This window comes from Aeromonas sp. LsrichE-8G (assembly GCF_022869435.1).
Lineage (GTDB): Bacteria > Pseudomonadota > Gammaproteobacteria > Enterobacterales > Aeromonadaceae > Aeromonas > Aeromonas caviae.
On sequence record NZ_JALIHH010000108.1, the window covers coordinates 1 to 19,353 of the forward strand.

The window sequence follows — 19,353 nt, forward strand, 5'->3', positions numbered from 1 at the left end:
TTCAAGGGCTACCGTCCGCAGTTCTACTTCCGTACTACCGACGTGACCGGTACCATCGAACTGCCGGAAGGCGTAGAGATGGTAATGCCGGGCGACAACATCAAGATGGTTGTTACCCTGATTGCCCCGATCGCGATGGACGACGGCCTGCGTTTCGCCATCCGTGAAGGTGGCCGTACCGTAGGTGCTGGTGTTGTAGCCAAAGTTATCGCTTAATCTTGGCTTACATAAATAAAGCAAAGCCCCTATAATAGGGGCTTTCTTATGCAGGGGCGTAGTTCGAATTGGTAGAACAGCGGTCTCCAAAACCGATGGTTGCGGGTTCGAGTCCTGCCGCCCCTGCCATATACCTCGTCTCGTACGGGGCTTTTGTGTCTTTGGTTACGTCAGATACAGGTGGGTTGTATGAGTGTTAGTTCTGAGGGTCAGGGCGGAAGCAAGGATACCCTGCTTTGGGGCCTGGTTTTCATCATCCTGGCGGCCGCTGTAGTGGGCAATTACCTGCTGAGCGACGTTATTGCTGCCGTCCGCGCCCTGGGTGTGGTCGTTGTCATCGCCGCTGCCGGTGCAGTGGCCCTGCAAACCACCAAGGGCAAGGCAACGCTGGCGTTTGCCCGTGAGTCTCGCCTGGAAGTCCGCAAGGTCGTATGGCCGACCCGTCAGGAAGCCATTCAGACAACCCTGATTGTGCTGGCGGTGACTGCCGTGATGGGGCTGCTGCTGTTCGTGTTGGACGGCGCCTTGGTCTGGTTGGTCAACCTGATTACCGGTGTGTAAGGATAAGCCATGACTGAACAACGTGAACAGCGTATGAGATGGTATGTCGTGCAGGCATTTTCCGGCTACGAAGGCCGTGTTGCCAAATCCCTGCGTGAACATATCAAGATGCATGGCATGGAAGAGCTGTTTGGTGAAGTGCTGGTCCCGACCGAAGAAGTGGTCGAGATGCGTGCTGGCCAGAAGCGCAAGAGTGAGCGCAAATTTTTCCCGGGATACGTCCTGGTCCAGATGGTGATGGATGAAACCACATGGCACCTGGTACGCAATGTACCACGTGTAATGGGTTTCATCGGCGGTACCTCCGATCGCCCTGCTCCTATCTCCGATAAGGAAGCTGATGCCATCCTCAATCGTCTGCAAGATGCCCACGACAAGCCGCGTCCGAAAACCCTGTTTGAACCGGGTGAGATGGTCCGGGTTGCCGATGGTCCGTTCGCCGACTTCAACGGTACCGTTGAAGAAGTGGACTACGAAAAGAGCCGCGTGAAGGTCTCCGTACTGATCTTCGGCCGCTCAACGCCGGTAGAACTGGATTTTGGTCAGGTCGAAAAAGGCTGATTAATCTCTGTACGTTTAACGGTTGTCAGGGGCAGCGATTATCTCTATAATTCGCTGCCCCTTTATTTGTTGGGGAGCCGTTTGCAGGAGCATGTCTCCGAGGCGTTAGAACCCATTTTTGAGGTATTTTTGTAATGGCTAAGAAAGTCACAGCTTATATCAAGCTGCAAGTTAAGGCTGGCAGTGCTAACCCCAGCCCTCCCGTTGGTCCTGCTCTGGGTCAGCACGGTGTGAACATCATGGAATTCTGTAAGGCATTCAACGCCCGTACAGAAAAGCTGGAAAAAGGTTCTCCGACTCCGGTCGTGATCACCGTTTACAGCGACCGTTCCTTCACCTTCGAAACCAAGACTCCGCCCGCTTCCTTCCTGCTGAAGAAAGCCGCTGGTATCCAGTCTGGTTCCGCCAAGCCGAACAAAGACAAGGTTGGTAAGGTGACTGTGGCTCAGCTGCAAGAAATCGCCAAGACCAAAGAGCCGGATATGACTGGTGCCGATCTGGATGCAAAAGTACGTTGCATCGCCGGTTCCGCTCGTTCCATGGGCCTGGTAGTGGAGGAGTAAGACAATGGCTAAACTGTCCAAGCGTATGCGCGTTATTCGCGAAAAAGTTGACGGTACCAAAGAGTACTCCATCAACGAAGCCATTGCCCTGCTGAAAGAACTGGCTACCGCCAAGTTCGTTGAAAGCGTTGACGTTGCCGTTAACCTGGGTATCGATGCTCGTAAATCCGACCAGAACGTACGTGGTGCAACTGTACTGCCGCACGGTACCGGTCGTGACATCCGTGTCGCCGTGTTCACCCAGGGTGCCAATGCCGAAGCCGCCAAGGCTGCCGGTGCTGAACTGGTTGGTATGGACGACCTGGCCGAGCTGGTCAAGAAAGGCGAGATGAACTTCGACGTCGTCATCGCATCCCCGGATGCCATGCGTGTTGTTGGTCAACTGGGTCAAATCCTGGGCCCGCGCGGTCTGATGCCGAACCCGAAAGTGGGTACCGTCACTCCGAACGTAGCCGAAGCCGTCAAGAACGCCAAGGCTGGTCAGGTTCGTTACCGTAACGATAAGAACGGTATCATTCATACAACTCTGGGCAAGGTCTCTTTCAACGAAGTTCAGCTGAAAGAAAACCTGGAAGCGCTGCTGGTTGCCTTGAAGAAGGCCAAGCCGTCCTCCGCCAAGGGTGTATTCATCAAGAAAGTCAGCATCTCCACCACCATGGGTGCCGGTGTTGCCGTAGACCAAGCTTCCCTGGAAGCTCAGGCCTAATTGATGGGTTTTACAAGGCGCAAAATTTAATCTATAATTTTGCGCCTTGATTGGTTGGGGGTTTCGACCTCCGTCCAAGACCGCAGGAGGCCGCAAAGCCTTAATTCTTCCTGCGTAGACGGTGCCGGAAACCCAGCGAGAAAGATTCTTTCTCTTCTGGAATCCTGCTACCGCATCGTTCCCCTCTGTTGTAAAGGTAGGGGGGATGTGTCAGTACTGGGTCAACAGACCCGGATTCAATCCAGGAGTTAAGCCAATGGCATTGGGACTCGAAGACAAAAAGGCAATTGTTGCTGAAGTCAACGAAGCTGCCAAAGGCGCTCTTTCTGCAGTTGTAGCCGATTCTCGCGGCGTCACTGTAGAGAAGATGACCGTCCTGCGTAAGACCGCTCGTGAAGCTGGTGTGTACATGCGCGTTGTGCGTAACACCCTGCTGCGTCGCGCGGTAGAAGGTACCGAATACGAGTGCCTGAACGACGCATTTACCGGTCCTACCTTGATTGCTTTCTCTAACGAACACCCGGGCGCTGCCGCTCGTCTGTTCAAAGAGTTTGCCAAAGCGAACCAAAAGTTCGAAATCAAGGCTGGCGCTTTTAACGGTGAGTTTATCGCCGCAGCACAAATTGATCGTCTGGCCACGCTGCCGACTTACGAAGAAGCAATTGCGAAGTTGATGGCTACCATGAAGGAAGCCTCTGCTGGCAAGCTGGTTCGTACTATCGCTGCTGTTCGCGACCAGAAACAAGCTGCTGCTTGATTCTCGCCTATCTAGGCTGTTTGAGTTTATTCAACATCAGGAATTTTTGTCATGTCTATCACTAAAGACCAAATCATCGAAGCCGTTGCTTCCATGTCCGTAATGGAAGTTGTTGAGCTGATCGAAGCTATGGAAGAGAAGTTCGGTGTTTCTGCCGCTGCTGCCGTCATGGCTGGCCCGGCTGCTGCTGAAGCAGTAGAAGAGAAGACCGAGTTCGACGTAGTTCTGACTGCTGCTGGCGCCAACAAAGTTGCCGTCATCAAGGCCGTTCGTGGCGCTACCGGTCTGGGCCTGAAAGAAGCCAAGGACCTGGTAGAAGCTGCTCCGACCAATCTGAAAGAAGCCGTGTCCAAGGACGAAGCTGAAGCTCTGAAGAAAGAGCTGGAAGCTGCCGGTGCTTCTGTTGAGATCAAATAATCTGCATTTATGTAGATTAGCCTGATAAAACAGGCTAAGGCTGGTGAATCTTTATTCACCAGCCTTTTTGCGCTGTAGACTGAGAGTATTTCACACCGTTCACGACTCTCGGTGCACCAGCAATCCGGACCGCCTCATCGTCCGGGCCAACACAAAACGGTGTTGAGACAGAGCTGTCCCGTGGGGACAGAGTGGGTCACTTATCAGCGAGCTGAGGAACCCTATGGTTTACTCTTATACCGAAAAAAAACGCATACGTAAGGACTTCGGTAAGCGAGACCAGGTACTGGACACGCCTTATCTGTTGTCCATTCAGCTGGACTCCTTCAAGCAGTTCATCGAGGCTGACCCGGAAGGTGAGTACGGCCTAGAAGCCGCCTTCCGTAGCGTTTTCCCGATCACCAGTTACTCCGGTAGTGCTGAGCTTCAGTATGTCAGCTATCGCCTGGGTGAGCCGGTATTTGACGTAAAAGAATGCCAGATCCGTGGAGTGACCTACTCCGCGCCGCTGCGTGTCAAGCTTCGTATGGTTCTGTACGACCGTGAAGCAGCTGCCGGCACCGTCAAAGATATCAAGGAACAAGAAGTATACATGGGCGAAATTCCGCTCATGACCGAGAACGGCACCTTTGTCATCAATGGTACCGAACGGGTCATCGTCTCCCAGCTGCACCGCAGCCCGGGCGTCTTCTTCGACCACGATAAAGGCAAAACACATTCATCCGGTAAGGTGCTTTATAACGCTCGCGTTATCCCCTACCGTGGCTCCTGGCTGGACTTCGAGTTCGATGCGAAAGACAACCTGTTTGTCCGTATCGACCGTCGTCGTAAACTGCCGGCCTCCATTATTCTGCGCGCCCTGGACTTCAGTTCCGAAGAAATCCTGGCCACCTTCTTCGAGACCATCGGTTTCGAAGTCAAGGATGGCAAGTTGATGATGGATCTGGTGCCCGAGCGCCTGCGTGGCGAGACCGCGACCTTCGACATCATTGCCAATGGCGCTGTGGTGGTCGAGACCGGTCGTCGTGTCACTGCCCGTCACATCCGTCAGCTGGAAAAAGACGGCATCACCCAGATCGAGGTGCCGGTAGAGTATGTTGTTGGCAAAGTTGCAGCCAAGAACTACGCGCACCCGCAGACTGGTGAGATGGTTGTCACTGCCAACCAGGCGCTGAGCCTGGAAGCGGTTGCCAACCTGTCCCAAGCCGGCTTCAAGCACTTCGAGGTTCTGTTCACCAACGAACTGGATCACGGTGCCTACATGTCCGAGACCCTGCGTATCGACTCCAGCTCCAGCCGCCTGGAAGCCCTGGTCGAGATCTATCGCATGATGCGTCCGGGCGAGCCGCCCACTCGCGAAGCGGCCGAGCAGCTGTTCGAGAACCTGTTCTTCTCTTCCGAGCGTTACGACCTGTCTACCGTAGGTCGGATGAAGTTCAACCGCCGTTTGGGTCGTGAAGACGAGACTGGCGTTGGCGTGCTGACCAAGGACGATATCGTCGAGGTCATGAAGCGCCTGATCGACATCCGTAACGGTAACGACGAAGTGGACGATATCGACCACCTTGGTAACCGTCGTATTCGTTCCGTCGGTGAAATGGCCGAGAACCAGTTCCGTGTCGGTCTGGTCCGTGTCGAGCGTGCGGTGAAGGAGCGCCTGTCTCTGGGCGATCTGGACACCTTGATGCCGCAGGATCTGATCAACGCCAAGCCGATCTCCGCCGCGGTCAAAGAGTTCTTTGGTTCCAGCCAGCTGTCCCAGTTCATGGACCAGAACAACCCGCTGTCCGAAGTGACCCACAAGCGCCGTATCTCCGCACTGGGCCCGGGCGGTCTGACCCGTGAGCGTGCCGGCTTTGAAGTTCGAGACGTACACCCGACCCACTACGGTCGTCTGTGCCCCATCGAAACGCCGGAAGGTCCGAACATCGGTCTGATCAACTCGCTGTCCGTGTATTCCCGCACCAACGAGTACGGTTTCCTCGAGACCCCGTACCGCAAGGTGATCGACGGTGTGATCACCGACGAAGTGGATTACCTGTCTGCGATTGAAGAAGGCAAGTACGTGATCGCACAGGCCAACGCCGCGACCACCGAAGATGGCCGTCTGAAAGATGAATTGATCCCGTGCCGTCACAAAGGTGAATCCACCTTTATGAACGCCGACCAGATCCAGTACATGGACGTGAGCCCGCAACAGATCGTCTCTGTGGCAGCGGCCCTGATCCCGTTCCTGGAACACGATGACGCGAACCGCGCATTGATGGGTTCAAACATGCAACGTCAGGCTGTACCGACCCTGCGCGCTGACAAGCCGCTGGTAGGTACCGGTATGGAACGCGCAGTGGCCGTTGACTCCGGTGTGACCGTAGTGGCCAAGCGTGGCGGTATGATCGACTATGTCGATGCCTCCCGTATCGTTATCAAGGTCAACGAAGATGAGCTGCTGCCTGGCGAAGCCGGCATCGACATCTACAGCCTGACCAAATACACCCGTTCCAACCAGAACACCTGTATCAACCAGCGTCCGTGCGTGATGTTGGGCGAGCCGGTGATGGCGGGCGATGTACTGGCAGACGGCCCGTCCACCGATCTCGGTGAACTTGCGTTGGGTCAGAACCTGCGCGTCGCGTTCATGCCGTGGAACGGTTACAACTTCGAAGACTCGATCCTGGTGAACGAGCGTGTTGTTCAGGAAGATCGCCTGACCACCATTCACATCCAGGAACTGGCCTGTATCTCCCGTGACACCAAGCTGGGTCCGGAAGAGATCACTGCTGACATCCCGAACGTGGGTGAAGCCGCTCTGTCCAAGCTGGACGAGTCCGGCATCGTCTACGTGGGTGCGGAAGTGAAGGGCGGCGATATCCTGGTCGGCAAGGTGACTCCGAAAGGTGAAACCCAGCTGACCCCGGAAGAGAAGCTGCTGCGCGCCATCTTCGGTGAGAAGGCGTCCGACGTGAAGGACTCCTCCCTGCGTGTACCGAACGGTGTGTACGGTACCGTGGTTGACGTGCAGGTCTTTACCCGCGATGGCGTGGAAAAAGACAAGCGCGCCAAAGAAATCGAAGAGATGCAGTTGAAGGAAGCGAAGAAGGACTTGACCGAAGAGTTCAAGATCCTGGAAGACGGCATTTTCGGCCGTTCCCGCAACCTGCTGCTGGCCGCCGGTTACAGCGAAGATCGTCTGAACAAGCTCGATCGTTCCAAGTGGTTTGAGCTGGCCATCGAAGATGAAGCCAAGCAAATCGAGCTGGAGCAGATCGCTGAACAGCACGTTGAGCTGAAGGCCGAGTTCGACAAGAAATTCGAGAACAAGCGTCGCAAGATCATCCAGGGCGATGACCTGGCGCCGGGCGTACTGAAGATCGTCAAGGTCTATCTGGCCGTCAAGCGTCGCATCCAGCCGGGTGACAAGATGGCGGGCCGTCACGGTAACAAGGGTGTTATCTCCAAGATCTGTCCGGTCGAGGATATGCCCCATGACGAGTACGGTCGTCCGGTCGACATCGTACTGAACCCGCTGGGTGTACCGTCTCGTATGAACATCGGTCAGATCCTCGAAGTGCACCTGGGCCTCGCGGCCAAGGGCATCGGCGAGAAGATCGACCGCATGATCAAAGAACAGCGCGAGCTGCACGAGATGCGCGAGTTCCTGCAACAGGTCTATGACCTGGGCGAGAAGGACTCCCAGCAAGTGAACATTGCCGAACTGTCTGACGACGACGTGCGTACCCTGGTGGGTAACCTGCGTAAGGGTCTGCCGGTGGCTACACCTGTCTTTGATGGTGCCAAAGAGCGCGAAATCAAAGCCTTGCTGAAGCTGGCCGATCTGCCGGAATCCGGTCAGATCTCCCTGTTCGACGGTCGTACCGGTAACGCCTTCGAGCGCAAGGTCACCGTGGGTTACATGTACATGCTGAAGCTGAACCACCTGGTAGACGACAAAATGCACGCGCGTTCTACCGGTTCCTACAGCCTGGTTACCCAGCAGCCGCTGGGTGGTAAGGCGCAGTTCGGTGGTCAGCGGTTCGGTGAGATGGAAGTGTGGGCCCTGGAGGCTTACGGTGCGGCATATACCCTGCAGGAAATGCTGACCGTCAAGTCTGACGATGTGAACGGCCGTACCAAGATGTACAAGAACATCGTGGATGGCGACCACCGTATGGAGCCGGGCATGCCCGAATCCTTCAACGTATTGCTGAAGGAAATCCGCTCTCTGGGTATCAACATCGAGCTGGACGAAGAGTAAGAGCTCGCTCTTATTGTTCGAGAATTGACGTGGGCGCCCCGCTGTTTCGGCAGCCGGGGCGCCGAGGTTAGACTCCTGACAGGGGAAACACGTGAAAGACTTACTCAAGTTTTTGAAGGCTCAGACCAAGACCGAAGAGTTTGACAGTATCAAGATCGGTCTGGCCTCTCCTGACATGATCCGCTCCTGGTCATTCGGTGAGGTCAAAAAGCCTGAGACCATCAACTACCGGACTTTCAAGCCGGAGCGTGATGGTCTGTTCTGCGCCCGTATCTTCGGACCGGTGAAGGACTACGAGTGTCTGTGCGGCAAGTACAAGCGCCTGAAACACCGTGGTGTGATCTGCGAGAAGTGCGGTGTAGAAGTGACCCAGACCAAGGTCCGTCGTGAGCGCATGGGCCACATCGAGCTGGCCAGCCCGACTGCCCACATCTGGTTCCTGAAGTCCCTGCCGTCCCGTATCGGTCTGCTGCTGGACATGACCCTGCGTGACATCGAGCGCGTGCTGTATTTCGAATCCTATGTAGTGATCGAACCCGGCATGACCAACCTCGAGCGCAGCCAGATGCTCTCCGAAGAGAACTATCTGGACGCACTGGAAGAGTGGGGCGACGAATTCGACGCCAAGATGGGTGCCGAGGCCATTCTGGCTCTGCTGCGCGCCATCGATCTGGAAGGCGAAGTCAAAGCCATGCGTGAGGAGCTGGATCAGACCAACTCCGAGACCAAGCGCAAGAAGACCACCAAGCGTCTGAAGCTGATGGAAGCCTTCCTGCAATCCGGCAACAAGCCGGAGTGGATGATCATGACAGTGCTGCCCGTGCTGCCGCCGGACCTGCGTCCGCTGGTACCGCTGGACGGCGGTCGTTTCGCGACCTCCGATCTGAACGATCTGTACCGTCGCGTGATCAACCGTAACAACCGCTTGAAGCGTCTGCTGGATCTGGCTGCGCCGGACATCATCGTGCGCAACGAAAAGCGCATGCTGCAAGAGTCCGTGGATGCCCTGCTGGACAACGGCCGTCGTGGTCGTGCCATCACCGGTTCCAACAAGCGCCCGCTGAAATCCCTGGCCGACATGATCAAGGGTAAGCAAGGTCGTTTCCGTCAGAACCTGCTGGGTAAGCGTGTCGACTACTCTGGTCGTTCCGTTATCACCGTAGGTCCGACCCTGCGTCTGCATCAATGCGGTCTGCCGAAGAAGATGGCACTTGAGCTGTTCAAGCCCTTCATCTACGGCAAGCTGGAATCCCGCGGTCTGGCGACCACCATCAAGGCCGCCAAGAAGATGGTGGAGCGCGAGGAAGCCGTCGTTTGGGACATCCTGGACGAAGTGATCCGCGAACACCCGGTTCTGCTGAACCGTGCGCCGACCCTGCACCGTCTGGGTATCCAGGCGTTTGAACCGACCCTGATCGAAGGCAAGGCCATCCAGCTGCACCCGCTCGTCTGTGCCGCCTATAACGCGGACTTCGACGGTGACCAGATGGCGGTCCACGTACCGCTGACCCTGGAAGCCCAGCTGGAAGCGCGCGCCCTGATGATGTCCACCAACAACATCCTGTCGCCTGCCTCCGGTGAGCCGATCATCGTTCCTTCCCAGGACGTGGTCTTGGGTCTGTACTACATGACCCGTGCCCGTATCAACGCCAAGGGCGAAGGTATGGTGCTGTCCGGTCCGAAAGAGGCCGAGAAGGTCTACCGTGCCGGTCTGGCCGACCTGCATGCTCGCGTCAAGTGCCGCATCACCGAGTACGTGAAGAACGAAGCCGGTGAGCTGGTTGCCAAGACCGAGATGAAGAACACCACCGTTGGTCGTGCGATCCTGAGCCTGATCCTGCCCAAAGGCATGGAGTACGCGCTGATTGACGAGCCCAAGGTACTGACTGCTGCAGAGCAGGCTGACCTGGACGCCAACCCGCAGAACTGGATCAAGTGCGTCTCCAACAAGGCGCTGGGCAAAAAGCTCATCTCCCGTCTGCTGAACACCTGCTATCGCAAGCAGGGCCTGAAGGATACCGTCATCTTTGCTGACCAGCTGATGTATACCGGTTTCCACTACGCGGCCCTGTCCGGTGCCTCTGTTGGTATCGATGACATGGTCATCCCGGATGCCAAGAAAGACATCATCGCTGCTGCAGAAGCCGAAGTCGCCGAGATCCAGGACCAGTTCCTGTCCGGTCTGGTGACCGCGGGCGAACGTTACAACAAGGTTATCGATATCTGGGCCAGCGCGAACGATCGCGTCTCCAAGGCCATGATGGACAACCTTTCCAAGGAGCGTAACGTCAACTCCCTGGGCGATGAGGAAGAGCAAGCCTCCTTCAACAGCATCTTCATGATGGCCGACTCTGGTGCGCGGGGCTCCGCCGCCCAGATCCGTCAGCTGGCCGGTATGCGTGGCCTGATGGCGAAGCCGGATGGCTCCATCATCGAAACGCCGATCGTGGCGAACTTCCGTGAAGGTCTGAACGTACTGCAGTACTTCATCTCCACTCACGGTGCTCGTAAAGGTCTGGCGGATACCGCACTGAAGACAGCGAACTCCGGTTACCTGACCCGTCGTCTGGTTGACGTGGCCCAGGACATGGTGATCACCGAGGACGATTGCGGCACTACCGACGGTCTGTGGATGACTCCGCTGATCGAGGGTGGCGACGTGGTCGAGCCGCTGCGTGAGCGCGTGCTGGGTCGTGTGGTGGCCGAAGACGTGATCAAGCCGGGTACCGAGGATGAAGTGCTGGTAGCGCGCAACACCCTGCTCGACGAGCAGCTGTGTGACCTGCTGGAGCGCAACTCCGTCGACCGCGTGAAGGTGCGTTCTGCCATCACCTGTGAGACCGACTTCGGTAACTGTGCTCACTGCTACGGCCGTGATCTGGCCCGTGGTCACCTGGTTAACAAGGGTGAGGCTGTCGGTGTTATCGCCGCCCAGTCCATCGGTGAACCGGGTACCCAGCTGACGATGCGTACCTTCCACATCGGTGGTGCAGCGTCCCGAGCGGCTGCCGAGAGCAGCATCCAGGTGAAGAACACCGGTAGCATCAAGTTGCAGAACGCCAAGTTCGTTCTGAACAACTCTGACAAGCTGGTTATCACCTCCCGTTCTACCGAGCTGACCATCATGGACGAGATGGGCCGTACCAAGGAAAGCCACAAGCTGCCTTACGGTTCCGTGCTGGAAGTGAAGGATGGCGAAGCGGTGAACGCCGGTGATACCGTCGCGAACTGGGACCCGCACACCCACCCGATCATCACCGAAGTGGCGGGTCGCCTGCACTTCGAACACATGATCGACGGTGTGACCATCACTCGTCAGACCGACGAGCTGACAGGTCTCTCTTCCATCGTCGTGCTGGATGTCAACGAGCGTCCGAGCGCCGGTAAAGAGATGCGTCCGACCGTGAAACTGGTCGATCTGAACGGCAAGGATGTGATGATCCCGGGCACCGACGTTCCCGCCCAGTACTTCCTGCCGGGCAAGGCGATCGTGAACCTGGAAGATGGTGCCAACGTGGGCGTGGGTGATGCGGTTGCGCGTATCCCGCAAGAGTCCAGCGGTACCAAGGACATCACCGGTGGTCTGCCGCGCGTTGCGGATCTGTTCGAAGCACGTCAGCCGAAAGAGCCGGCCATCCTGGCCGAGATCTCCGGTACCATCTCCTTCGGGAAAGAGACCAAGGGCAAACGTCGTCTGGTCATCACCCCGACCGATGGTGGCGAGATCTATGAAGAGATGATTCCGAAATGGCGTCACCTCAACGTGTTCGAAGGTGAAAAAGTTGAGAAGGGTGAAGTGCTGGCGGACGGTCCCGAGTCTGCTCATGACATCCTGCGTCTGCGCGGTATCAGCCCGGTCGCCAACTACATCGCCAACGAAGTGCAGGACGTTTACCGTCTGCAAGGCGTTAAGATCAACGACAAGCACATCGAAGTCATCGTGCGTCAGATGCTGCGCAAGTGCGAGATCCTGAGCGCTGGCGACACCGACCTGATCGAAGGTGAGCAGGTTGAAGTGGCCCGTGTGAAGATTGCCAACCGTAAACTGGTTGCCGAAGGGAAAACCCCGGCTACCTACCGTCATATCCTGATGGGTATTACCAAGGCATCTCTGAGCACTGAGTCCTTCATCTCCGCAGCTTCCTTCCAGGAGACCACCCGCGTGCTGACCGAAGCAGCTGTTGGTGGCAAGCGTGATGAACTGCGCGGCCTGAAAGAGAACGTGATCGTGGGTCGTCTGATCCCGGCTGGTACCGGCTTTGCCTACCATCACAGCCGCATCAACCAGCGTGCCGCCGCAGCCCGTGCTGTCGGTGTGCCGCAGGTGACTGCCGATGAAGCTCAGCAAAACCTGGCGGATCTGCTCAACGCAGCCGGCAGTTTTGACGAAGAGTAATCTTCCGCTGCAGTGATCGAAAAGGGCCCCTTCTAGGGGCCCTTTTTTCATTCCGGAGCCGGTTGCCTGGCTGCACCTGGCTGGGGCAGGGGGATGATCCAGTGCAAGGTTATAGAGCAAAAAATCAAAAAAAGTTGACATTGCCCCGTCGCAACTGAAAACTCGGGAAAGTTGAATGGGTATTACAGGGGTAGAACATGGCTGTCGGTATCGAGGAAGTACTGCTTCCCGAAGAGCAACTGAGCGGTCGCGCTTTTACAGACGAAGACAGGGAGCTGTTGCGTTCATATGGGGGCCTTATCGAAGGCCTGGCCGATCTGTTCGGCAAGCACTGCGAGGTGGTGCTCCACTCCCTGGAAAATCTGCATGAGTCCGTGATCCAAATCGCGAATGGTTTCAATACGGGTCGAACTCTGGGGGCGCCGATCACCGATCTCGCCCTGCGGATGCTCAAGGACATCGAGAGCACGGGTCAGGATCACACCCAGAGTTATTTTGCCCGCAGTCGGACCGGTGCCTTGATGAAGTCGAGCACCATCGCCATCCGTAACCGCGACAAGCAGGTGATCGGCCTTATCTGCATCAACCTGCACATCAATGCGCCTTTCCACGAGTTCGTGGCCGAATTCTTCCCGACACCACAGCAGGTGGAGCGGCAATCACCGGAGACCTTCGCCAACAGCGTCGAAGAGCTGGTTGCCCAGACGGTGGACAACACCATCGACGAGATCAATCGTGATCCCTCCGTGGCCAACAATGCCAAGAACCGTTTTATCGTGACCCAGTTGTTCGAGAAGGGCATATTTGATATCAAGGACTCGATCAACCTGGTCGCCGACAAGCTGAATATTTCCAAACATACCGTGTATCTCTACATCCGACAGCGCAAGCAGGGTGAAGAAGAGAGCGAGTAAGCGCCATAGATAGGGGATAGATAACAATGGCTAAAGAAGTGATTGCAACCGACAAGGCGCCTGCCGCAATTGGCCCTTATGTCCAGGCTACCAAGTTGGGTGAGCTGGTCTTTACCTCCGGGCAGATCCCGCTCGATCCGGCCACCATGGACATCGTTGCCGGTGGCATCGAGGCTCAGGCAGAGCAGGTGATGAAGAATCTGGTCGCAGTCTTGAAAGCCGCAGGGGTCGATACCAGCAAGGTGCTGAAGACCACCTGCTTCCTGAGTGACATGAACAACTTCGTGGCCTTCAACCAGGTGTATGCCCGCTACTTTGGCGAATCCGCTCCGGCACGTTCCTGCGTGGAGGTCGCTCGTCTGCCCAAGGATGTGCTGGTCGAAGTCGAAGCCATCGCCTACGTCTGAGCCTGTTTCATTGGAAAAGCCCCTCCCAGGAGGGGCTTTTGCGTCTGTGAGGTAGAATGGATGCACCGCTGTGCAGGAGTGCGATCATGAGTCTGAATTTTGCTCTGCTGGTCACCGGGCCCGCCTATGGCACCCAGACGGCCAGCACGGCCTATCGTTTTGCCCTTAGTCTGGTCGAGCAGGGACACCGCTTGTCCCACCTCTTCTTCTATCAGGAGGGGGTGTGCAATGCCAATGGCCTCCATGCGCCAGCCAGCGATGAGACCGACCTAGTGGCGTTGTGGCGCGAGTTGGCCACTCAGCAGGGTATCCGCATCGATGTGTGTGTGGCAGCGGCCATGCGCCGTGGCGTGCTGGATGAGCAGGAGGCCAAGGGAATGGGGCGGGAGCATTTCAATCTGGAAGCGCCATTCTGCCTGAGCGGGCTAGGCCAGTTGGCGGAAGCCGCACTGACCGCTGACCGCTTCATTCAGTTCTAGAGGGGGACAAGATGACCAGAATAGCGTTTATCTCACGGCGTGGTCCCCATGGCTCGGCGAGTGGTCGGGAGGGGCTGGATGCTCTGCTGGCCACCTCTGCATTGACGGAGTCCCTGGCACTCTTTCTGGTGGGGGATGGCGTGATGCAACTGGTGAGGGAGCAAGCACCACACGCCATATTGCAGCGTCACTACGCCCCGACCTTCAAGATGCTGGAACTGTATGACATCGAGGAGGTCTATGTCTGTGCGGTGTCACTGGCTGAGCGAGGACTGACGGCGGCGGATCTGCTAATCCCAGTTATTCCGCTCTCTCCTGCGGAAATTCGCCGTAGCTGGGCGGGTTTCACCACCCACATCTGCTTCTGAGGTGCCCGTGATACAGCTGATATTGAACTCTCCCTTCATGAGCCAGGATCTCGAGTTGGCGTTGCGTTACCGCATGGAAGGGGATCTGGTGGTGTTGATGCAGGATGCCGTGATGGCGGCGGCTGCCCCCGGGTGGTGCGAGCGCTTGGCAGACGTCCCCCTGTACGTCATGAAGGAAGACCTGCAAGCGAGAGGTTTGTCACCCGGGATCGGTATGGAACTCGATATGCCGGGTTTGATCAGGTTGATCGCCGAGCACGGATCACCGCAGACCTGGGGCGTTTAGACTTTGTTTTCCTTTTTATCTCAGTTGGTTAGCATAATGTCATTCGACTGTCATTTGCCATTTCGGTGTGCAAATTGTATAAATCTTGACTCCCCAGACAACAGGGCATAAAATTTCGCGTCCCCGTATCTGCGGGGAGGATTTTTCACACGTTTATGAAGTCATTATCAGGAGCCTTTTGATGGCAACTATTAACCAGTTGGTTCGCAAGCCACGCATCAAGCTCGTTGTGAAAAGCAACGTGCCGGCGCTGGAAGCGTGCCCTCAGAAGCGTGGCGTATGCACCCGTGTATACACCACCACCCCGAAGAAGCCTAACTCTGCACTGCGTAAAGTATGCCGTGTACGTCTGACCAACGGCTTCGAAGTCACCTCCTACATCGGTGGTGAAGGTCACAACCTGCAAGAGCACTCTGTTGTTCTGATCCGTGGCGGTCGTGTAAAAGACTTGCCAGGTGTTCGTTATCACACCGTTCGTGGTGCGTTGGACTGTGCCGGTGTTAAAGACCGTAAGCAGGCTCGCTCCAAGTACGGCGTGAAGCGTCCGAAAGCTTAATGGTTCTCCGTTAAGTAAGGCCAAACGTTAATTCGTTTCTAGTTAGATAACTTTCTAGTTTTGGGTAACCCCTGAAGTTACGGAGAATTTGAAATGCCAAGACGTCGTGTTGTTGGTCAGCGTAAAATCCTGCCGGATCCCAAGTTCGGATCTGAGCTGCTGGCTAAATTTGTCAACGTAGTAATGGTTGACGGTAAGAAATCTGTTGCAGAAGCCATCGTTTATGGCGCCCTGGACATCATTGCCACCAAATCTGGCAAAGAGCACCTGGCCCTGTTCGAAGTCGCTCTGGACAACATTCGTCCGGCGGTCGAGGTTAAATCTCGTCGCGTCGGTGGTGCAACCTATCAGGTGCCGGTAGAAGTTCGTCCGGTACGTCGCAATGCTCTGGCAATGCGCTGGTTGGTTGATGCCGCTCGTAAACGTGGTGAAAAATCAATGGCTCAGCGTTTGGCTGGCGAGCTGCTGGATGCCGCTGACAATAAGGGTTCGTCTGTCAAGAAACGTGAGGACGTTCACCGTATGGCTGAAGCGAACAAGGCCTTCGCTCACTTCCGCTGGTAATCCGCTTGCGCAGGGTCTTATGACTCTGCGCACCTTTAATTATCTGGGGACAAGCGCCCTAGTAAGAGGATGACAATGGCTCGTACAACCCCCATTGAGCGTTATCGTAATATCGGTATCTCCGCTCACATCGACGCCGGTAAGACTACTACTACCGAGCGCGTTCTGTTTTACACCGGTGTAAGTCACAAGATCGGTGAAGTTCACGATGGCGCCGCCACCATGGACTGGATGGAACAGGAACAAGAGCGTGGTATCACCATCACCTCCGCCGCGACCACCGCTTTCTGGTCCGGTATGGGTAAACAGTTCCAACCGCACCGTATCAACATCATCGATACCCCGGGCCACGTTGACTTTACTATCGAAGTAGAGCGTTCCATGCGTGTTCTGGACGGCGCCGTGATGGTGTACTGTGCCGTAGGTGGCGTACAGCCCCAGTCTGAAACCGTATGGCGTCAGGCTAACAAGTACAAGGTTCCCCGTATCGCGTTCGTCAACAAGATGGACCGTACCGGTGCCAACTTCCTGCGCTGCGTTGAGCACATCAAGACCCGTCTGAAAGGTAACCCGGTTCCTCTGCAACTGAACATCGGTTCCGAAGAGAACTTCAAGGGCGTTATCGACCTGGTCAAGATGAAAGCCATCAACTGGAGCGAAGCTGACCAGGGCGTATCCTTCGACTACGAAGACGTCCCGGCTGAGCTGCTGGAACAAGCGCAAGAAATGCGCATGAACTTGGTTGAAGCCGCTGCTGAAGCGTCTGAAGACCTGATGGAAAAATACCTGGGTGGTGAAGAACTGACTGAAGAAGAGATCAAGAAAGCTCTGCGTCAGCGTGTTCTGAACAACGAAATCATCCTGGTTACCTGTGGCTCCGCGTTCAAGAACAAGGGCGTACAGGCCATGCTGGATGCCGTGGTCGAGTACCTGCCGGCTCCGACCGACGTTGCTGCTATCGACGGTCTGAAGCTGGATGGCGAGACCAAGGACGAGCGTCACGCTTCCGATGACGAGCCGTTCTCTGCTCTGGCATTCAAGATTGCTACCGACCCGTTCGTGGGCAACCTGACCTTCTTCCGTGTTTACTCCGGTGTGGTCAACTCCGGTGACTCCGTGCTGAACTCCGTTAAAGAGAAGCGCGAGCGTTTCGGCCGTATCGTTCAGATGCACGCCAACAAGCGTGAAGAGATCAAAGAAGTTCGCGCAGGCGACATCGCTGCTGCCATCGGCCTGAAGGACGTCACCACCGGTGACACCCTGTGTGACGAAAGCGCACCGATCATCCTGGAGCGTATGGAATTCCCGGAACCGGTAATCTCCATCGCCGTTGAGCCGAAATCCAAGGCTGACCAAGAGAAGATGGGCCTGGCTCTGGGCCGTCTGGCTCAGGAAGACCCGTCCTTCCGCGTATGGACCGACGAAGAATCTGGCCAAACCATCATCGCCGGTATGGGTGAGCTGCACCTGGACATCATCGTTGACCGTATGCGTCGCGAGTTCAAGGTAGAAGCCAACGTAGGTAAGCCGCAGGTTGCCTACCGTGAAACCATCCGCAACACCGTCAAAGACATCGAAGGCAAGCATGCCAAGCAGTCCGGTGGTCGTGGTCAGTACGGTCACGTCGTTATCGACATGTACCCGCTGGAAGAAGGCAAAGCCTACGAATTCGTCAACGACATCAAGGGTGGCGTGATTCCGGGCGAATTCATCCCGGGTGTTGACAAGGGTATCCGCGAGCAGCTGAAGTCCGGCCCGCTGGCAGGCTATCCGGTAATGGATCTGGGTGTGCGTCTGCACTTCGGTTCCTACCACGATGTCGACTCTTCCGAACTGGCGTTCAAGATCGCTGCTTCTCTGGCGTTCAAGGCTGGCTTCATGAAGGCCAACCCGGTACTGCTCGAACCGATCATGAAGGTCGAAGTCGAGACTCCGGAAGACTACATGGGCGACGTGATCGGTGACCTGAACCGTCGTCGTGGCCTGATCGAAGGCATGGAAGATGGCCCGTCCGGCAAGATCGTACGTGCGCTGGTGCCGCTGGCCGAAATGTTCGGTTACGCCACCTCCCTGCGTTCTGCTACCCAGGGTCGTGCTTCCTACGCCATGGAATTCGCCAAGTATCACGATGCCCCGACCAACGTCGCCCAGGCCGTGATCGAAGAGCGCAAATCCAAGTAATTTAAGATTCCCCGCCTACGACGGTAGGCGGGTTTAACCTAGAAGGACTACGTCGTGTCTAAAGAAAAATTTGAGCGTAATAAACCGCACGTAAACGTCGGCACCATCGGCCACGTTGACCACGGTAAAACCACCCTGACCGCCGCCATCACCAACGTGCTGGCCAAGCACTTCGGTGGTAAAGCTTTCGCCTTCGACCAGATCGACAAGGCGCCGGAAGAGCGTGAGCGTGGTATCACCATCAACACCTCCCACGTAGAATACGACACTGCAACCCGCCACTACGCCCACGTAGATTGCCCGGGTCACGCCGACTACGTTAAAAACATGATCACCGGTGCTGCCCAGATGGACGGCGCAATCCTGGTAGTAGCAGCGACTGACGGCCCGATGCCGCAGACTCGTGAGCACATCCTGCTGGGTCGTCAGGTAGGCGTTCCGTACATCATCGTGTTCATGAACAAGTGCGACATGGTAGATGACGAAGAGCTGCTGGAACTGGTCGAGATGGAAGTTCGCGAACTGCTGTCCGAGTACGACTTCCCGGGTGATGACCTGCCGGTAGTCCGTGGTTCCGCACTGAAAGCGCTGGAAGGCGAAGCTCAGTGGGAAGAGAAGATCCTGGAACTGGCTGGCCACCTGGACACCTACATTCCGGAGCCGGAGCGTGCGATTGACCAGCCGTTCCTGATGCCTATCGAAGACGTATTCTCCATCGCAGGCCGTGGTACCGTAGTAACCGGTCGTGTAGAGCGCGGTATCGTCAAGGTTGGTGAAGAAGTGGAAATCGTTGGTATCAAAGATACCACCAAGACCACCTGTACCGGCGTTGAAATGTTCCGCAAACTGCTGGACGAAGGTCGTGCAGGTGAGAACGTTGGCGCACTGCTGCGTGGCGTGAAGCGTGAAGACGTAGAGCGTGGTCAGGTACTGGCCAAGCCGGGCACCATCAAGCCGCACACCAAGTTCGAATCCGAAGTGTACGTGCTGTCCAAAGAAGAAGGTGGTCGTCACACTCCGTTCTTCAAGGGCTACCGTCCGCAGTTCTACTTCCGTACTACCGACGTGACCGGTACCATCGAACTGCCGGAAGGCGTAGAGATGGTAATGCCGGGCGACAACATCAAGATGGTTGTTACCCTGATTGCCCCGATCGCGATGGACGACGG

The 19,353-nt window shown here is 56.3% G+C and carries 17 protein-coding genes, 1 tRNA gene and 1 pseudogene; all 19 read left to right on the forward strand.

The window, feature by feature from the left end; translation table 11 throughout:
• Nucleotides 1-216: pseudogene (gene tuf, locus MUW49_RS15535) on the forward strand (elongation factor Tu); the annotation flags it as partial.
• 52 nt (nt 217-268) lie between these two features.
• A tRNA-Trp gene (locus MUW49_RS15540) sits at nt 269-345 on the forward strand.
• Between the two features lie 60 nt (nt 346-405).
• Nucleotides 406-777, forward strand: a complete 372-nt coding sequence (gene secE / locus MUW49_RS15545; protein WP_010675960.1) for a preprotein translocase subunit SecE — start codon at nt 406-408, stop codon at nt 775-777.
• Between the two features lie 9 nt (nt 778-786).
• A complete protein-coding gene (nusG, locus tag MUW49_RS15550; protein WP_010675959.1) occupies nt 787-1,338 on the forward strand; it encodes a transcription termination/antitermination protein NusG in 552 nt (183 codons plus the stop codon).
• A gap of 134 nt (nt 1,339-1,472) precedes the next feature.
• The gene (gene rplK / locus MUW49_RS15555) at nt 1,473-1,901 is read left to right on the forward strand and encodes a 50S ribosomal protein L11 (RefSeq protein ID WP_005306313.1); all 429 of its coding nucleotides are present in this window, start codon (nt 1,473-1,475) and stop codon (nt 1,899-1,901) included.
• A gap of 4 nt (nt 1,902-1,905) precedes the next feature.
• A complete protein-coding gene (gene rplA, locus MUW49_RS15560; protein WP_010675958.1) occupies nt 1,906-2,607 on the forward strand; it encodes a 50S ribosomal protein L1 in 702 nt (233 codons plus the stop codon).
• Nucleotides 2,608-2,863: 256 nt separating this feature from the next.
• Nucleotides 2,864-3,364, forward strand: a complete 501-nt coding sequence (gene rplJ, locus MUW49_RS15565; RefSeq protein WP_042016252.1) for a 50S ribosomal protein L10 — start codon at nt 2,864-2,866, stop codon at nt 3,362-3,364.
• A gap of 51 nt (nt 3,365-3,415) precedes the next feature.
• On the forward strand, nt 3,416-3,781 hold the full coding sequence (rplL, locus tag MUW49_RS15570; RefSeq protein WP_010675957.1) for a 50S ribosomal protein L7/L12: 366 nt from the start codon (nt 3,416-3,418) through the stop codon (nt 3,779-3,781).
• 223 nt (nt 3,782-4,004) lie between these two features.
• Nucleotides 4,005-8,033: a DNA-directed RNA polymerase subunit beta gene (gene rpoB / locus MUW49_RS15575; RefSeq protein ID WP_010675956.1), complete on the forward strand. Its 4,029-nt coding sequence runs from the start codon at nt 4,005-4,007 to the stop codon at nt 8,031-8,033.
• 91 nt (nt 8,034-8,124) lie between these two features.
• Nucleotides 8,125-12,429 (forward strand): DNA-directed RNA polymerase subunit beta', encoded by a 4,305-nt coding sequence (gene rpoC / locus MUW49_RS15580; protein ID WP_010675955.1) that lies wholly within the window; start codon nt 8,125-8,127, stop codon nt 12,427-12,429.
• A gap of 197 nt (nt 12,430-12,626) precedes the next feature.
• Entirely contained in the window at nt 12,627-13,343 is a 717-nt protein-coding gene (locus MUW49_RS15585; protein WP_010675954.1) for a transcriptional regulator, read from the forward strand.
• A gap of 26 nt (nt 13,344-13,369) precedes the next feature.
• Entirely contained in the window at nt 13,370-13,750 is a 381-nt protein-coding gene (locus MUW49_RS15590; RefSeq protein ID WP_113978511.1) for a RidA family protein, read from the forward strand.
• Nucleotides 13,751-13,836: 86 nt separating this feature from the next.
• Nucleotides 13,837-14,229 (forward strand): sulfurtransferase complex subunit TusD, encoded by a 393-nt coding sequence (tusD, locus tag MUW49_RS15595; protein ID WP_113978513.1) that lies wholly within the window; start codon nt 13,837-13,839, stop codon nt 14,227-14,229.
• A gap of 11 nt (nt 14,230-14,240) precedes the next feature.
• Complete coding sequence (tusC, locus tag MUW49_RS15600) at nt 14,241-14,597, forward strand: sulfurtransferase complex subunit TusC (protein ID WP_113978515.1); 357 nt, start codon at nt 14,241-14,243, stop codon at nt 14,595-14,597.
• A gap of 7 nt (nt 14,598-14,604) precedes the next feature.
• Nucleotides 14,605-14,883, forward strand: coding sequence for a sulfurtransferase complex subunit TusB (tusB, locus tag MUW49_RS15605; RefSeq protein ID WP_244812938.1), 279 nt, complete (start codon nt 14,605-14,607; stop codon nt 14,881-14,883).
• A 181-nt stretch (nt 14,884-15,064) separates the two neighbouring features.
• A complete protein-coding gene (gene rpsL / locus MUW49_RS15610) occupies nt 15,065-15,439 on the forward strand; it encodes a 30S ribosomal protein S12 (RefSeq protein ID WP_005306278.1) in 375 nt (124 codons plus the stop codon).
• Nucleotides 15,440-15,532: 93 nt separating this feature from the next.
• The gene (rpsG, locus tag MUW49_RS15615) at nt 15,533-16,003 is read left to right on the forward strand and encodes a 30S ribosomal protein S7 (protein ID WP_010675949.1); all 471 of its coding nucleotides are present in this window, start codon (nt 15,533-15,535) and stop codon (nt 16,001-16,003) included.
• A gap of 75 nt (nt 16,004-16,078) precedes the next feature.
• Nucleotides 16,079-18,184: an elongation factor G gene (gene fusA, locus MUW49_RS15620; protein ID WP_010675948.1), complete on the forward strand. Its 2,106-nt coding sequence runs from the start codon at nt 16,079-16,081 to the stop codon at nt 18,182-18,184.
• A 54-nt stretch (nt 18,185-18,238) separates the two neighbouring features.
• Nucleotides 18,239-19,353: elongation factor Tu (gene tuf / locus MUW49_RS15625; protein ID WP_113978518.1), on the forward strand; the 1,115-nt coding region annotated here is incomplete at its 3' end.

What these genes read in the sequence shown, in the direction of transcription:
- secE (WP_010675960.1), top strand. Translation starts at nt 406, where the DNA reads ATGAGTGTTAGTTCTGAGGGTCAGGGCGGAAGCAAGGATACCCTGCTT.
- nusG (WP_010675959.1), top strand. Translation starts at nt 787, where the DNA reads ATGACTGAACAACGTGAACAGCGTATGAGATGGTATGTCGTGCAGGCA.
- rplK (WP_005306313.1), top strand. Translation starts at nt 1,473, where the DNA reads ATGGCTAAGAAAGTCACAGCTTATATCAAGCTGCAAGTTAAGGCTGGC.
- rplA (WP_010675958.1), top strand. Translation starts at nt 1,906, where the DNA reads ATGGCTAAACTGTCCAAGCGTATGCGCGTTATTCGCGAAAAAGTTGAC.
- rplJ (WP_042016252.1), top strand. Translation starts at nt 2,864, where the DNA reads ATGGCATTGGGACTCGAAGACAAAAAGGCAATTGTTGCTGAAGTCAAC.
- rplL (WP_010675957.1), top strand. Translation starts at nt 3,416, where the DNA reads ATGTCTATCACTAAAGACCAAATCATCGAAGCCGTTGCTTCCATGTCC.
- rpoB (WP_010675956.1), top strand. Translation starts at nt 4,005, where the DNA reads ATGGTTTACTCTTATACCGAAAAAAAACGCATACGTAAGGACTTCGGT.
- MUW49_RS15585 (WP_010675954.1), top strand. Translation starts at nt 12,627, where the DNA reads ATGGCTGTCGGTATCGAGGAAGTACTGCTTCCCGAAGAGCAACTGAGC.
- MUW49_RS15590 (WP_113978511.1), top strand. Translation starts at nt 13,370, where the DNA reads ATGGCTAAAGAAGTGATTGCAACCGACAAGGCGCCTGCCGCAATTGGC.
- tusD (WP_113978513.1), top strand. Translation starts at nt 13,837, where the DNA reads ATGAGTCTGAATTTTGCTCTGCTGGTCACCGGGCCCGCCTATGGCACC.
- tusC (WP_113978515.1), top strand. Translation starts at nt 14,241, where the DNA reads ATGACCAGAATAGCGTTTATCTCACGGCGTGGTCCCCATGGCTCGGCG.
- rpsL (WP_005306278.1), top strand. Translation starts at nt 15,065, where the DNA reads ATGGCAACTATTAACCAGTTGGTTCGCAAGCCACGCATCAAGCTCGTT.
- rpsG (WP_010675949.1), top strand. Translation starts at nt 15,533, where the DNA reads ATGCCAAGACGTCGTGTTGTTGGTCAGCGTAAAATCCTGCCGGATCCC.
- fusA (WP_010675948.1), top strand. Translation starts at nt 16,079, where the DNA reads ATGGCTCGTACAACCCCCATTGAGCGTTATCGTAATATCGGTATCTCC.